The sequence below is a fragment of the Streptomyces daghestanicus genome, from assembly GCF_020521275.1.
GTDB classification, from domain to species: Bacteria; Actinomycetota; Actinomycetes; order Streptomycetales; family Streptomycetaceae; genus Streptomyces; species Streptomyces griseoviridis.
On sequence record NZ_BNDX01000007.1, the window covers coordinates 356782 to 372500 of the forward strand.

At 74.3% G+C, this 15719-nt stretch carries 7 protein-coding genes and 1 tRNA gene; 2 read left to right on the forward strand and 6 right to left on the reverse strand.

The annotated features are described in order from the left end of the window. Nucleotides 1-7 precede the first annotated feature (7 nt). Complete coding sequence (locus tag Sdagh_RS08945) at nt 8-1363, reverse strand: MFS transporter (protein ID WP_226534886.1); 1356 nt, start codon at nt 1361-1363, stop codon at nt 8-10. Nucleotides 1364-1567: 204 nt separating this feature from the next. Between Sdagh_RS08945 and Sdagh_RS08950 the strand changes: the two genes are divergently transcribed. Continuing rightward, nucleotides 1568-2755 (forward strand): cytochrome P450, encoded by a 1188-nt coding sequence (locus Sdagh_RS08950; RefSeq protein ID WP_189424864.1) that lies wholly within the window; start codon nt 1568-1570, stop codon nt 2753-2755. A 19-nt stretch (nt 2756-2774) separates the two neighbouring features. On the opposite strand, the gene Sdagh_RS08955 is transcribed toward Sdagh_RS08950, so the two are convergent. Further along, a tRNA-Gly gene (locus Sdagh_RS08955) sits at nt 2775-2846 on the reverse strand. Between the two features lie 105 nt (nt 2847-2951). Here Sdagh_RS08955 and Sdagh_RS08960 point away from each other — a divergent pair. Then, nucleotides 2952-4352, forward strand: a complete 1401-nt coding sequence (locus tag Sdagh_RS08960) for an FAD-binding oxidoreductase (protein WP_190078199.1) — start codon at nt 2952-2954, stop codon at nt 4350-4352. Between the two features lie 126 nt (nt 4353-4478). Here Sdagh_RS08960 and Sdagh_RS08965 read toward each other — a convergent pair whose 3' ends face one another. From Sdagh_RS08965 to pgm, 4 genes are all read right to left on the reverse strand, one after another. Continuing rightward, a complete protein-coding gene (locus Sdagh_RS08965) occupies nt 4479-7715 on the reverse strand; it encodes a family 78 glycoside hydrolase catalytic domain (RefSeq protein ID WP_190078198.1) in 3237 nt (1078 codons plus the stop codon). Nucleotides 7716-7743: 28 nt separating this feature from the next. After that, nucleotides 7744-11100 (reverse strand): glycosyl hydrolase, encoded by a 3357-nt coding sequence (locus Sdagh_RS08970; protein ID WP_190078197.1) that lies wholly within the window; start codon nt 11098-11100, stop codon nt 7744-7746. A 67-nt stretch (nt 11101-11167) separates the two neighbouring features. Next, a complete protein-coding gene (locus Sdagh_RS08975) occupies nt 11168-13762 on the reverse strand; it encodes a glycoside hydrolase family 127 protein (protein ID WP_190078196.1) in 2595 nt (864 codons plus the stop codon). A 238-nt stretch (nt 13763-14000) separates the two neighbouring features. After that, nucleotides 14001-15641, reverse strand: a complete 1641-nt coding sequence (gene pgm / locus Sdagh_RS08980) for a phosphoglucomutase (alpha-D-glucose-1,6-bisphosphate-dependent) (RefSeq protein ID WP_189424845.1) — start codon at nt 15639-15641, stop codon at nt 14001-14003. Nucleotides 15642-15719 lie beyond the last annotated feature (78 nt).

Here is a 15719-nt window from a genome sequence, read left to right on the forward strand (position 1 = left end):
CCGTGCCTCACCCCTCCCCGCCGAGCGCCCGCGCGTCCCGGCCGGGCCGGACGGTGACCGCCGCCACCGCGCCGCACACCGCGAGCACCCCGGCGGAGACCAGGAAGGCGGTCGCGTACCCGGCGGTCTCGGTGCCCGCGCCGTCCACCAGCCGGCCGGTGAGGTACGGGACGAACATGCCGGGCAGCGTGCCGGTCGCCGCGACGACGCCGAAGACGGCGCCGCGCCGGACGGCGGGGACGACGGCGGCCGTGGTGACGTAGTGCAGCGGCAGGGCGACGGAGTGGCAGGCGAACGCCAGCGCGACCAGCAGCAGTTGGACCGGCCGGCCCGGCGCGAAGGGCAGCAGGGCGAGGGCCGCCGCCGACACCAGCACCGCCAGGCCCTGGGCGAGCCCGTCGGCGGCCGGACCCCGACGGCCGCGCCGCCCGCGCCGGTCCAGCAGCGCGGGGACGGTCAGCAGCAGCACCAGGCTGAGCACGGAGACGGCGCTGACCATGCCGGACGCCCGTTTCGCGGTCATGTCCAGCTCGGTGTGGAGGTAGACGGGGAGCCAGGCGCTGGAGAGGGCCAGCGCCCAGTGCGAGCCGAAGGCGCTGAGGACACCGCCGACGACCGTGCGGCTGCGCAGCAGACGGGAGAGCGGGGGCGGCGCGGCGGCGGGGGCGGCGACCCCTTCCGCGGCGGGCGCCGTACGGTCCCGTCCCGCGGGGCGCGGCTTCCGGTCGCGCCCGCCGCCGTAGGGCCCGTCCCGGCCGACGGCGTACCACAGCGCGCCCCACGCCGCGCTGGTGACCGCCAGGGCGACGAACGCCGAGCGCCAGCCGAAGTCGACGATGAGCCAGGTCAGGATGGGCGCCGAGACGGCCGTGCCGAGGGCCGCCCCGCCGATCTGGAGGGCCGAGGGCATCCCGCGCCGCCCCGGCGGGAACCACGCGTACAGCGCGTGCATCGACATGGAGGCGGCGGGCCCCTCGGCCGCGCCGAGCAGCAGGCGGCCGGCGATCAGGGCGGGCACCGTGGCCAGCAGGGCGGGGAGTTGGGCCACCGCCCACAGGGCCGCCATGACCAGCAGCAGGGTGCGGGCGGACCAGCGGGCCGAGAGCAGTCCGACGACCAGGCCGGTGACGCTGAACAGGACGTAGAACGCGCTGGAGACCAGCCCGTACGTGCTCTTGCCGATGCCGAGTTCGTCCATGAGCGGGACGGCGGCCAGGCCCAGGACGGACTTGTCGGCATAGTTGATCATCATGAACGCGACGATCATGCCGAGGACCAGCCAGGAGCGGCGCCGGTCGAACGGCGGCTCGCCGGCCGCGAGGGGGGCGGCTGAGGTACGGGAGGGTACGGGACGGACGGCCACGGCGGCTCCACGCTGAGTTCCGAGTGTTGCGGCAATATTTCTGAACTACTTGTCCAGTAACTTGCTCGTAGTGCGGCAACGTAAGCCCCGTCTCGGGCCGAGGTCAACGGGTCGGACCGGGGCCTTCGGCCGGAGGCGGTCTGGTGGGCCGGTCCCGGCGTGGCCGATGCTGGGCGGGACGCGACGAGACTCGGGGAGGTGCCGGTGGGCGACGGCCGGGGTTCCGCACGCAAGGTCGACCGGGGGCGCGAGCGGCCGGGCTGCCCCGTCAGCCGGGCGGCCGACGGGACGTGGCAGGTGCACGATTACGCGGTGGCGCGGGAGGTGCTGCGCGGCCCCGGCACCGTCCAGGCGGGTCTGGGCATCGAGACGGTGGAGAAGCTGCCGGCCCGGATCAGGCGGCCGGTGCTCTACCGGGACGGCCCCGAGCACCGCGAGCACCGGCGGCAGACCGCCCGGTTCTTCACCCCGCGCCGGGTGGACGAGCACTACCGCGCCCTGATGGTGCGGATCGCCGAGGAGCAGGTGGCCCGGGTGCGGGAGGCGGGTGAGGCCCCGCTGTCGGAGCTGGCGTTCGAGCTGTCCATCGGGGTGGTCGGCGAGGTCATCGGCCTGCGCCGCGGCCGCCCCGGGGTCCGGCGGCGCCTGGAGCGCTTCTTCCCCGAGGAGTTCGGGGAGCCGGGGCTGACCAGCGCGCGGGGCCTGTACTGGCTGGTGCGGCAGAACGCCAACTGGCTGCGCGTGTACCTCGCCGACGTCCGCCCCGCGGTCCGCGCCCACCGGCGGCACCGGTGCGACGACCTGATCTCCCATCTGCTCGACGAGGGCTGCTCGGACGCGGAGATCCTCGGTGAGTGCCTGACCTTCGCCGCCGCCGGGATGGTCACGACCCGGGAGTTCATCTGCCTGGCCGCCTGGCACCTGTTCACGGACGACGCGCTGCTGGCTCGCTACCGGGCGGCGGACGAGGCGGAGCGGCTGGCCGTCCTGGAGGAACTGCTGCGCCTGGAACCGGTGGCGGCCCGGCTGCGCCGCCGGGCCACCGCCGGCCTGGAACTGCGCACACCGCGGGGGCCGGTCACGGTCCGGCCCGGCGAGTACGTGGAGCTGTTCCTGGACGACACCAACACCGATCCGGGCGTGGTCGGCGCCGATCCGCTGCGCGTCGACCCCGACCGGGTGCTGGACTTCGGTCCCGGACGGGCGGGCCTGGCCTTCGGGGACGGGCCGCACCGCTGCCCCGGCGCGCACCTCGCCGTCCTGGAGGCCGATGTCTTCCTCAGCCGTCTGACGGCCCTCGACGGCATCCGCATGGCCGTGCCGCCGCGCGTCGCCTTCCGGGACGCCATCGGCGGGTACGAACTGCGGGGCATGACGGTCGCGGTGCGCTGACCGCCGTACCGCTGACGGGAGCGTCGGGCAGGGCTCGCACCTGCATCTCCCCGCGGGAAGCGGGGCGTCTTGGGCCTTCGACCACCGACGCGCGGGGCGGGCGCCCGGGGTGCGGCGCCGCGTCCGGGACCGACACTAACCCGCTGCCGGACCCCCCGCACTTCCGTACCCGCCGGCGGCTCCTTAGCGTGAAGCCATGAACGACGACACCGCCCCCGAACGTCCCGTCGCCCGGCTCCACCGCGAACTGCCGCCCGGACGGGTGCTGACCGACCCGGAAGCCACCGCCCGGTACGCGCACGACGAGGCCGAGTGGGCGCCGCGCGGCACGCCGCTGGCGGTGGTCCGCCCGTACACCGCCGAGGAGGTCCGGCAGGTGGTCGTGATCTGCCGGGACGCCGGGGTGCCGGTGGTGCCCCGCGGCGCCGGCACCGGACTGTCGGGCGGCGCCAACGCGGTCGACGGCTGTGTGGTGCTCTCCACCGAGGCCATGACCGCCATCAAGGAGGTGGACCCCGTGGAGCGGCTCGCGGTGGTGGAGCCCGGGGTGGTCAACGAGACCCTGCGCACGGCCTGCGCCGAGCGGGGCCTGTGGTACCCGCCGGACCCGGCCAGCGCCCCCTGGTCGACCATCGGCGGCAACGTCGCCACCAACGCCGGCGGTCTGTGCTGCGTGAAGTACGGGGTGACCCGGGACTATGTCCTGGGGTTGCAGTTCGTCACGGCCGACGGGGACCTGGTCCGGGTCGGCCGCCGCACCGCCAAGGGCGTCGCCGGGTACGACCTGACCGGGCTGCTGGTGGGCTCCGAGGGGACCCTCGGGGTGATCACCGAGGTGACGGTGCGGCTGCGGCCCCGGCGGGAGCCCGAGCACACCGTCGCCGGGTACTTCTCCTCGATCGTGGACGCCGGGCGGGCCGTCGCCGCCGTGGCCGCCGCCGGACTGACGCCGTCCGCGCTGGAGCTGGTCGACCGGTACTGCCTCCGGGCGGTCGACGCCTGGAAGCACATGGGCCTGTCCACCGAGGCCGAGGTGGTCCTGCTGGGCCGCACGGACGCGCCCGGCGCGGCGGGCGAGCGGGAGGCCGAGGAGATGCGGCGCTGCTTCGAGGAGGGCGGGGCCACCTACGCCGTCCGCTCCACCGACCAGACCGAGGCGGACGCCCTGTTCGACGCCAGGCGGCTGGCCTACCCGGCGCTGGAACGGCTCGGCCCGGTGCTGACCGAGGACATCTGCGTGCCCAGGGCGGCCGTCCCCGAGATGCTGGGCCGCGTCCACGCGATCGCCGAGCGGCACGAGACGCTGATCGCCAACATCGCCCACGCCGGCGACGGCAACCTCCACCCGCTGCTGATCACCCCGCCCGGCGACGAGGCGGCGCGGGCGCGGGCCCAGGCCGCCTTCCACGAGATCATCGCCGAGGCGCTGGAGCTGGGCGGCACGGTCACCGGCGAGCACGGGGTGGGGCTGCTGAAGCGGGAGGGGCTGAGCGACGAGGTGGGTCCTCGGGTGCTGGCCCTGAACCGGGCCGTCAAGGACGCCCTGGACCCGCGGCATCTGTTCAACCCCGGCAAGGTGGTCGCGTACGCCCGCTGAGGAGGCGCAGGTGGCGGCGCGGCCGTCCCTTGCCGCGCCGCCACGCCCCTGCACCTTCCCGCGGACGACGGGTGCCCACCGCCCGCCGGCGCACACCCGGTTTTCGCGCGGTGCCGTCCGCGGCCGTCAGGCGCCGGGCGCCACCGACCGGAACGTCCAGTGGCCGGAGCCCGTCGCGTACACCGCCTCTCCCGCCTCGATCCGCAGCAGGCGCGCGCCGGCGGGCGCGGCGGGCCGGGTGCCGTCGGTCGGGACGTGGATCTCGGCGGTGCTGCCCGCCGGGACGTCGACGGTCAGCCGGAAGCGGCCGTCCGCCCGTTCCCAGGCGGTGCGGGCGGTGCCGTACGGGGTGCGGTAGGAACCGGACGCCGAGGTCAGGTCGCCCTCGACGGCCGGGTCGACGAGCAGCTCGGAGTAGCCGACGGAGTCCGCGGTCTGGTCGATGCCCGCGATCCGGGTGGTGAACCAGGAGTCGATGGCGCCGAGCATGAAGTGGTTCTGCGACTGGCCGGGGCCGCCGTCCCAGGACTCGCCGAGCGTGGTGTTGCCGGCCAGCACCTGGTGGCCGTAGCTGGGACTGGTGGTCTGCGTCGCGATGCGGTGCACGAGGTCGTCGCGCCCGGCTCCCGACAGCACCCGGAACGCGCTGGGCAGGGAGATCTCCCCCAGCAGCAGGTGGTGGCCGGCGTTCTCGATCGCCCCGGTGAAGTGGCCGAGGAGCCGCTCCCGCTGCCCCGCCGGGTAGGCGCCCATGTCCAGGGCGAGTGCCTCCGCGCCCTGACCGCCGCCGCCGAAGGTGCCGGTGGCGGTGTCGTAGTACTTGGCGGCGAGGGCCTCGGCGGAGGTCTCGGCCTTCGCCCGGTAGGCGGTGGCGGCGTCCTGGTCGCCGAGGACCTCCGAGATCCGGCTCAGCGCGTCGACGACCCGCCAGTAGCCGTAGGTGCCGGCCACCGCGCGCGGGAAGGTGCGGTCCGGGGTGAACCAGTCGCCGAGGCCGTAGTCGAGGATGCCGCCGCTCACCTGGGTCTCCAGGAAGGCCCCGTACTCCTTCATCCGCGGGTAGTACGTCCGGAGCGTCTCCCGGTCGCCGTAGGTGGTGTACAGCTGCCAGGGGACGAGGACGAAGGCGCCGCCCCAGTTGGCGTCGTTGCGGTAGGCGCCGGGCAGGCTGGTGTACTCCGGGACGGTGCTCGGGACCAGGCCCTCGGCGGTCTGCGCGTCGGCCATGTCGCGGACGATCTTGCGCAGGTAGGAGCGCATGTCGTAGTTGGCGGCGAGGGCGGGGAAGACGAGCTGGTTCTGCTCCAGCCAGCCCAGTTTCTCGCGGCTGGGGCAGTCGGTGAGGACGCTCATCATGTTGCCCTGGATCGCCCCGCGGATCAGCGCGTGGATGCCGTCGATGAGGGGGTCGGAGCTGTCGAAGGTGCCGGCGGAGGCGTTGTCGGTGCGCAGGACCTTGCCCCGTACGGTGATCTCCGCGCCCTCGGGGACGCCCTTCAGCTCCAGGTAGCGGAAGCCGTGGTAGCTGAACCGCGGGTGCCAGGTCTCGTCGCGTCCGCCGCCGGTGGTGTAGCTGTCCCACAGCGGGGCGCCGACGTTGGAGATGGACTGGAAGGCGTGGCCGTCCTTCAGCGACTCCGCCGGGTAGACGCGGACGGTGGTGCCCCCGGGGGCGGTGACGGTGATCTCGGGCCAGCCGGCGATGTTGCGGCCGAGGTCGAAGACGCGGCTGCCCGCGGCGCCGTCGACCTCCTCGCCGGTGAGGGTCTCCACGACGCGGATCGGCTCGGTCTCGCGGGCGCTCAGTTCGGCGGGCCGGCCGGCGCTGCCGGGTGCGTCGACGGGGACGGCGCGCCGCCACGCGCGCCGGTCGCCGCCGGGCTCGTCCCAGTGCGGGAGTTCGCGGCGGGCGTCGTGGTCCTCGCCGCCGTACCAGTTGGAGGAGGTGGTGGGGCCCAGCGCGGTGCGCCAGCCGTCGCCGCTGGTGACGGTGCGGGGGGTGCCGTCGGCCAGGGTGACCTCCAGGCGGGCGATCAGCTTGGGGTCGCTGATGTTGCCGTACAGCTTTCGGTAGCGGTCGGCGGTGCTGACCACGTTGGACATGCCGTTGCCGAGCGCGACGCCGAGGGTGTTGGTGCCCTTCCGCAGCAGGTCGGTGATGTCGTAGGTGGCGTACTGGACGCGTTCGCCGTAGGTGGTGTTGGCGGGTTCGAGGACGGCGTCGCCGACGGGTTCGCCGTTGACGGTGGCGTCGTAGACGCCGAGGCCGGCGATGTAGAGGCGGGCGCTGCGGGCCTTCTTCGGGAGGGCGAAGTCGTCGGTGAGGAGCGGGAGTCCGGAGGGGAGGTAGGGCTCGGGCGGCCGCTGGCCGGTGACGCGGGCGAGTTCGGTGAACGGGCCGGCCGCCGTGTCACCGCTGGACAGGGCGTAGTCGACGGGGAAGTGCGGGACGCGGCCGTCGTCGGTGAGGACGTCGGCGCGGGGATGGAGCGCCACCTCGTCGAAGGTCTTCGCGGACTTCAGGTCGAGGGTGAGGGTCACGGGCGCGGCGGAGACGTCGGGGCCGGTGTGGGCGGCGCTGGAGTAGCCCGCCGCCGTCTGGAGGGCGCTGTTGGGCAGGCCGTCCACGGCGAGGGCGGGTTCCCAGATCTTGCGGAGGGTGGTGGTCTCGGAGGCGGTGACGGCGGCGCCCTTGGCGAGGCCGGTGGCGGAGGTGGCGGTGTCCCGGACGTCGATCTCGCCGAGTTGCAGGCGCCAGGCGCGGTCGGGGAAGTTCTCGGCGAGGGGGAGGCCGAGCCTGGTGACGTCCAGGCGGACGTACCGGGCGGTGGTGCGGGGCACCTTGACGACGACCGGGGTGACGGCGCGCTCGCTGAGCCGCCAGTCGGGGTGGGTGATCCAGTCGGCGTTCCAGTCCGACTGCCGCGTCAGGCCGGTCTCGAAGACGGCGGTCTCGCTCCAGCCGGAGGGGGTGCCGCCGCGCCGCGACCACAGCATGACCCGCCAGTAGACGCGGGTGCGGGAGCCGAGCTTCTCGCCCGCGTACGTCGTGCCGGGGACCGCTGAGCGGACCTTGCCGGAGTCCCACAGGTCGGGTCGGCCGCCGCGCAGGCGCTGCGGGGAGGTGGCGGCCTGGACGCGGTAGGCGGACTGCAGGACGCCGGTGGCGCGGGCGGTGGTCTCCCAGCTCAGGTCGGGGGTGGTGTCGTCGATGCCGAGGGCCTGCCGGAGGTGCTGGGTGCGTGGGTGGACGGGGCTGATGGTGGCCCCGGCGGTGGCGCCCGAGGCGGTCGCGCCGGCCAGGACGGTGACGAGGGCGGTCGCCGCGGCGGTCACGGCGAGCGCGGGGCGGGGTCGGGGCATGGGGTTCCTCTCGGCGTGCGGCAGGCGATCAGACACGGGTGAGTTCGACGGTGGCGCGGCGGCGGAACCGGAGGGTGACCGGGCCGAGCAGGCCGGACGGCAGCGGCTTGTTCCGTTCGTTGGAGAGGGTGTTGGCGACCTTGACCGCCAGCCGGTTGGCGCCGGGCACCAGCAGTCCGGTGACGTCGGTGACGAACGGCGCCCACAGCAGCGGCGGCAGGCCGGTGCCGTTGACGGTGACGGCGGCGATGTCGCGGACCTCCCCGAGGTCGAGCAGGACGCGCCGGCCGTCCAGGCGGGCGCGGTCGATGTCGACGGTGGTGGTGTAGGTGCCGCTGCCGGAGAACAGGGGCGCGGTCGCGGTCCAGCTGCCCAGGGGGCCGGTGACCGGGGCGGCACCGTCCTGCTCCAGGGTGAGGGTCCAGTCGCCGGTGACGGGGAGCGGGGCGAGCGGGTCGGTGACGCGGACGGTGCCCTGGTAGGTGTGGTTGCCGTCGGTGCCGGTGAGCCGGTGGGTTCCGGGGGCGGCGGCCTCGACGGTGGCGCGCAGGGTGCGGCCGGTCCGCGCCACGGTGAGGACGGGGAGCGGGGCGGCGGTCAGATGGGGCCGGGGGCGTCCGCCGGGCCGGACGACGACGATCCGGGTCTGGTACGGCTCGAAGGTGAGGGGCAGGTGCAGGCCGCGCCTGGAGGCGCGGTACACGGGGGCGGGGGCGGTGTCGCCGGTGGCCGGGTCCCAGAGTTCGGGGGCGCCGGCGGCGGGGAGGGCGGCGGCGGTGGTGACGTGGGCGCCGCTCTCGTTGTTCAGCAGGAACGCGGTGTCCTCGCCCCGGGTGACGCGCAGCACCCGGATCGCGTCCTGTGGCGGGTCCAGTACGGCGGCGGCCGCTCCGGCGTCCCGTGCGGCGGCCCCCAGCGCGGACACGTCGGCGACCCGCACCGCTCGTCCGGCACCCACCGTGCGGCTGCCCGGTACGGCGTCCCCGAACAGGTCGGCCAGCGCCCGGGACAGCGAACGGTCGTTGCCGTCGGCGTCGTCGGCGGGCAGCGGGCCGACCGCGACGACGGTGCCGCCGGCGCGGACGAAGGAGGCGAGGACACGGACACCGGACGCGTCCAGGGCCGGGGCCGGCGGCAGGACCACGAGGTCGTAGCGGGCGTCGCCGACGTCGAGCCGGCCGGACCGCACCCGGGCGTGGGTGAGCAGGTCCGGGTCGCCGGTGAGGGCGCCCTCGTGCAGCAGGTCGAAGTCGACCTGGGCGCGTTCCAGGGCGTAGGCGGCGTCGGCGAGCGCGCCGTCGACCTCGCCCTGCCGGGCGGTGCCGGTGAACTGTTCGGCGGCGCGCTGCGGCTGGAGCAGCGCGGTGCGCGCGGCGGAGGTGCCGCGGCCCGCCTCCATGACCCGGCCGATCCACTCGGCGAGCGGTCGCATGCCCCACCACCAGGGGGCGCGCGGTCCGAACGGCGGTGGGAAGTAGACGACCTTCTCGTCGGTCCACAGGGCGTGCAGCACCGTCAGGTTGACGCCGCGGGCGGCCTGCGCGCCGACCGTGGCGTGCACGAAGCCGGGGGTCACCTGCCAGCCCATGTTGCCGAACATCTCCATCAGCGCCCGCTCCCGGCCCATCTGGTGGGCGACGGAGACGGGGTTGCGGGGCAGCATGGTCTGCTCCCCGGCGACGTATTCGGCGGTGATGATGTCACCGCCGGGGACGTGCGCCCACTGGTTGACCTTGTGCAGGTCTCCGGTGGTGGGGACGCGTTTTGCGGGCGATGTCTCGTCGTAGAGCGGGTTGGTGATGAGAGCGACGCCGCGCTTCTCGTACCAGCGGGCCTGCTTCTCGAAGTACTGGGCGAAGCGGTTGGAGACGGCCCTCCAGTAGCGGCCCCGGGCGATGCGGCCGGGGCGGCCGAGGTCGTCGAAGGCGGCGGCGTAGGCGACACCGGGTTCGACGTCCACCGCGCGCAGCGCCTTGTCCAGGGCGGGTGACCAGGGCAGGCGCTTGAAGTGGGCCTCGGCGGAGGCGAAGAACGGCTCGTCGTCCCAGAAACCGGGGACGACGGTGCCGAAGTACCGCTCGAAGCGGCGGTGGTACTCCCCCGGCACGATGTCGAGGAACAGCTCCACCGGCTCGTCGTCCAGGAGGTCGACGTAGCTGCGGCTGTAGCCCTGGGTGTCGTCGACGAGCGGGGTGCCGCCGAACAGGTCGATCTGCCAGCGTCCGGCGGGTACCCGCCAGGTGCCGCCGGCCTCCTCGGTGAGGTCGGTGACCTCGGTGGCGCCGACGGGGCGGGCCGCCGCGGCGGCGGCCGTCACCGGGAGGGCGTCGCGGTCGGGGAAGTCCCCGGCGGCGGCGGGGTCGTCGAACGTGGAGGTGTAGAGGGCCGTGCCGTCGGCGGCGGTGACGCTGAGGCTGTCCCACAGGCCGCGTTCGTCGCCGACCGCGCGCACGCCCGCGCCGCCGGAGGGGTGCGCGGCGTCGGTGACCGTGCCCTTGTCCCTGCCGTCCAGGGTGACCGAGAGCCGGTCGCCGGTGACCGTGACGGCCAGCGTGTGGAACCTGGTCCTGTTGAAGCCGTCGGTGCGGGTGCTGCGCAGCAGTTCGACGGGGGCGGCGTCGCGGGCGAGCCGCAGGACGGTGGTGACACCGGTCTGGTCGAAGGTGACCGCGTAGCCGTCGAGGCCGTCGGCGGAGGCGCGGACGACCAAGCCGGCGGCGGTGTGGTCGGCCTTGGCGCTGCCGGTGACGGTGTAGTCGGTCCAGCCGGCGCTGCCGCGCAGGGCGGTGGCGCCGCCGAGGACCGCCGCCTCGGCGACGAGGGCGCCCGCCTGCACCCCGAGGCCGGTGGAGCGGCGCAGGTCGACGCGGGCCGGGCCCTCGACGACGGTGGTGGACCGCCACAGTGCCTTCAGGCGCAGGTCGGGGCGGGGTGCGTAGGTCCGTGACCCGACCGTGCCGCCCTTGACGACGTATTCGCCGGCCCGGCCGCTGGGGAAGTGGTCGTCGTTGAACAGCCACACCCGCATGCCGGTCTTCTCGGCGGTGCGCAGCACGTGCCCGACGATCTCGAACCAGCCCTCGGTGAAGAAGGCGGGCCGCATCGCGTCGTTGTCGAAGGAGAAGAGGACGACCTCGTACATGCCCTTGTCGCGCAGGTCGGCCAGTTGCCGGTCGACCAGGTCGGGGGTGACGGGGCCGTTCCAGTACCAGTAGACGGTCGGGCGGCTGTCCTTGGGCGGGTCGGCGAAGCGCCGGCCGGAGAAGCCGGCCCGCGCGGCGGCCGGGGCGGGCGCGGCGAGGGCGGGCAGGCCGGTGGCGAGGACGGTGCCGGCGGCGCCGGTCGCCACGACGAAGTGGCGTCTGGACAGGGGGAATCGAGGCATGGCTGTTCCTTCGGGGACTGACCGGAACTGACTGGGACTGACCGGGGGCTGACGGGGTGGGCGGCGCTCAGCCGGCGGCCAGGCGGGCCACGTCGGCGGCGGGGAGGGCGCGGTTGTGCAGGCGGAAGTCGCGCACCGCGCCGTGCAGGAAGGGGTGGGTGGCGTTCTGGGAGCGGCCCAGGTAGTTGCGGGCGGTCGCGCCGAGCAGCAGGGGGCCGGAGACCATCGCCGGGTTGCGGCCGGCCTCCACGCCGTCGAGGTACAGCACCCCGGTGCCGCCGCCGAGGGTGAGCGCCACATGCGTCCAGCGGCCCAGGGGCAGCGGTCCTGCGGCGTCGACGACGTCCTCGCCCTCCATCCCGGCGATGCGCAGCGCGGCCCGGGCCCGCCGGGCGCCGGTGGTGGCGGCGAGGAAGAGGTACGTCTCCTTGTGGAAGCCGAGGTCGAAGACGCGGGCCGAGGCGGCCAGGGTGTCGACCCGGACGCGCACGCTGACGGTCAGCTCGTTCAGGCCGCTCAGCAGCCCGGCGGGGAGGGCGACATGGCCGTCCGCGCCGTCCAGCTCCACGGCCGCCGCCCCGGCGTCCCGTGTCCAGGCGGCGCCGCCGGCCAGGACGGCGTCGCCGAAGGCGCCGGTGGCGTCGGTGGCCGTGGTGCCGGTGCCCTCGTCCAGCGGGTAGCGGACGACGTCCCGTTCGCGGCCCTGGCGCGGGGTCACCGCCCAGTACACGTTGTACCGCTGGTGGTGCACCTCGTGGAACGGGCGCAGGGTCACCGCACGGCCGTCCGCGACGGCGGTGAACTCGGTGGACCGGTCGCCCCCCGCGGGCCGCAGGGTGCGCGGGCGGATCGTGGGCAGCGTGGCCAGGGCCTCGTCGCCGTACTCCCCCGCCAGGACCAGCGGACCGTAGGACAACGATGTCACCTGTGGGTTGTCCGGCGCGGGGGTCCAGACGGGTGTGCGCGGCAGGATCAGGTCGACGGTGTCACCGGCGCGCCAGTGGCGTTCCAGGGAGACGTACGTCCCCGGGCGCGGACGGGTGCCGGTCGTGCGGCCGTTGACCTTCAGCACGGCGCTGCCGCCGGTGTCCGCGACCCAGCCGGGTATCCGCAGGCGCAGCGCGAAGGTGCCCCGGCCCTCGGTGACGGTCAGCCGGGTGCGCCCGTCCGTCGGATAACCCGTCTCCTGACGGATCGCCACGCCGGCTTCCTTCCAGCGCACCTCGGAGGGGATGAACAGGTTCACGTAGAGGGCGCGCGGGTGGGGGGCGCGGGAGCGGAAGTAGACGCTGTCGGCGAATTTGGTGTGGGTCTCCAGGCCGGTGCCGTGGTCGCAGGAGAAGTTGTCGTAGTCGCCGCTGTAGCTGCCGGGGGCCGCGCCCAGCCCGCCCTTGGGCTCGCGGCGCGCGCCGGCCCACAGCCCGGTGTAGTAGGTGACGAAGCCGTGCGCGGAGTCCGGGTCCTGCTCGCCGAGCATCTGGTTGTAGAGCGTCCACTCGTAGTGGTCCATGTACTCGGCGCGCTCGGGCCGGTGCAGGAAGAGGTGGCGGCCCAGCTTCAGCATGTTGTAGCTGTTGCAGTTCTCGCAGGTGACCTCGGAGAGCCGGGAGACGATCTCGCCGGGCGGACCGAACAGCTCCTTGTCCGAGTTGCCGCCGATGGCGTACGAGTGGTGGCGGACGACGGTGGTCCAGAAGGTGTCGGCGAGGGTCAGGTACCGGCGCTCCCCCGTCGCCTCGTACTCCGGGACCGCGCCGACGATCTTGGCGATCTCGGTGTTGGCGTGCCGGCCGGCCAGCTCGTCCCGGCCCCCCGCGAGCGGGCCGTACAGCTCCTCGTGGTCGAAGCGCCGGGCGGTGCGCAGGTGGGCGGGATCGCCGGTCACCAGGTGGAGCCGGGCGAGCACGTCGTTCATGCCGCCGAACTCGACTTTCAGCAGGGTCTGCATGCGCTCCCGGGACAGCGGCGCGGTGCGCTCGTCCACCCAGGCGGCCATCTCCAGCAGCACCGACAACGCCTGTTTGTTCCGCGCCAGTCGGTACTGGTCGAGCAGCCCGGCCATGATCTTGTGCAGGGTGTAGTACGGCGCCCAGGGCTTGCCGCCGGCCTCCAGCTGGTCGAAGACCGACTCCGGGAAGGCGGAGAGGTACCCCCGGCGGAAGCCGGCTCTCGGCCCGGCCTGCTGACAGGCCGCCAGCGCGGTGACCAGGGCCGCGCCCTTGTCGGCGTAGACCGCCTCGCCGGTGGCCGCGTGCGCCTGGGCCAGGGCGCTGAGCAGGTGGCCGGTGGTGTGGCCGCGCAGCTGGACGTCGGGAGCCTCCCAGCCGCCGCAGGGCTCCGCCGTCGACGGCAGGCCGACGGTGCGGCGGAAGGTGTGCAGCAGCCGGTCGAGGTCGATGAAGCGCAGGTAGGCGCAGGTGCGGCGCATGTTGGCGAGGAACGGGCCGTCCAGGAGGCGGACCTCGGACAGGGCGAACGGGGCGAGGGCGGGGCCTTTCCCGACGGCCGCGGCCGCGGCCCCGGCGGCGGCGGCCGAGGCCGTCGTGCCGCCCGCCGGAGCCGCCGTGGCGGGGGCCGGCAGGGCGGTGACGGCCGCGACGGCCGACGCGGCGGTGATGACCCCTCGGCGGGACGGTCCGGGAAACGCGTGGTCTGCGGACAAAGTGCCGTGCTCCTTCGAACGGACAGCGCAACAGACGGGAGTGGGTGCAAGAGGAGTTGAAACGTTTAAGTTCGTCGCCCGAGACGGTAAGGGTGAGCACAACAAGCGTCAAGACTTCACACAGGAAGAGATCGAGAGGCCGAGGTGACACGGAAATTGAATCGTTCAATGAACGGAAATGAAAAGCGCCGCCGCGACAGGGATTCCCGTCGCGGCGGCGCTCTCGGGCCGGGGCCGGTCAGCCGCCGAGGGCGGCGAGGACCACCTCCTGGGCCTCGTCCTGCACCTGCTTCAGATGGTCCGGGCCGCGGAAGGACTCGGCGTAGACCTTGTAGACGTCCTCGGTGCCGGAGGGCCGCGCCGCGAACCAGGCGTTCTCGGTGGTCACCTTGATGCCGCCGATGGCCGCGCCGTTGCCGGGCGCCTCGGTGAGCACGGACGTCACCGGCTCCCCGGCCAGGGTGTCGGCGGTGACCTGCGCCGGGGACAGCTTCGCCAGCCGGGCCTTCTCCTCACGGGTGGCCGGGGCGTCGATCCGGGCGTAGGCGGGCTCGCCGAACCGCTCGGTGAGCGCGGCGTAGTGCTGCGAGGGCGCCTTGCCGGTGACCGCGGTGATCTCGGAGGCGAGCAGCGCCAGGATGATGCCGTCCTTGTCGGTGGTCCACACCGAACCGTCCCGCCGCAGGAACGACGCCCCGGCCGACTCCTCACCGCCGAAGCCCAGCGAACCGTCGACCAGCCCGTCCACGAACCACTTGAAGCCGACCGGGACTTCGACCAGGCGCCGGCCGAGGTCGGCGGCGACCCGGTCGATCATGCCGGAGGAGACCAGCGTCTTGCCGACGCCGGCGCCGGCGGGCCAGTCGGCGCGGTGCGCGTACAGGTAGGAGATGGCGGTGGCGAGGTAGTGGTTGGGGTTCATCAGGCCGGCGTCCGGGGTGACGATGCCGTGCCGGTCGGCGTCGGCGTCGTTGCCGGTGGCGATCGTGTACCGGTCGCGCTGCCCGATGAGCGAGGCCATCGCGTGGGGCGAGGAGCAGTCCATCCGGATCTTCCCGTCCCAGTCCAGCGTCATGAACCGCCAGGTGGGGTCGGCCAGCGGATTGACCACGGTCAGGTCCAGGCGGTGCTGCTCGGCGATCCGGCCCCAGTAGGCGACCGACGCCCCGCCCAGCGGGTCGGCGCCGATGCGCACGCCCGCGGAGCGGATCGCGTCCAGGTCCAGCACGGCCGGCAGGTCGGAGACGTAGGTGCCGAGGAAGTCGTACCGGCCGGTGCCGGGCGCGGCGAGGGCCTTCGTGTACGGGACGCGCCGCACGTCCTTCAGGCCGGCCGCGATGATCTCGTTGGCGCGGTCCTGGATCCAGGAGGTGGCGTCCGAGCCCGCGGGGCCGCCGCTGGGCGGGTTGTACTTGAAACCGCCGTCGGCGGGCGGGTTGTGCGACGGGGTCACCACGACGCCGTCGGCGAGGCCGGAGGCGCGGCCGCGGTTGTGGGTGAGGATGGCGTGCGAGACCGCCGGGGTGGGGGTGTAGCCGTCCGCCTCGTCGATCAGCACGGTGACGTCGTTGGCGGCGAACACCTCCAGGGCGGTCACCCGCGCCGGTTCGGACAGGGCGTGGGTGTCGGCGCCGAGGAAGAGCGGGCCGGTGGTGCCCTGCTCCGCGCGGTACTCGCAGATGGCCTGGCTGGTCGCGGCGATGTGGTCCTCGTTGAACGCCGCGTTCAGGGACGAGCCGCGGTGCCCGGACGTGCCGAACGCCACGCGCTGCCCCGGCTCGGCCGGGTCCGGGTGCAGCGCGTAGTACGCCGTCACCAGCCGGGCGACGTCGATCAGGTCCTCGGGTCCGGCCGGCTGACCGGCACGGTCATGCTGCATGCGCCCACTCCTCCGCATCGAATCGGGCGACCGAATCGGGCATTCGCTCGCCGTCCCATCTTCCCCCGGACCGGCCGG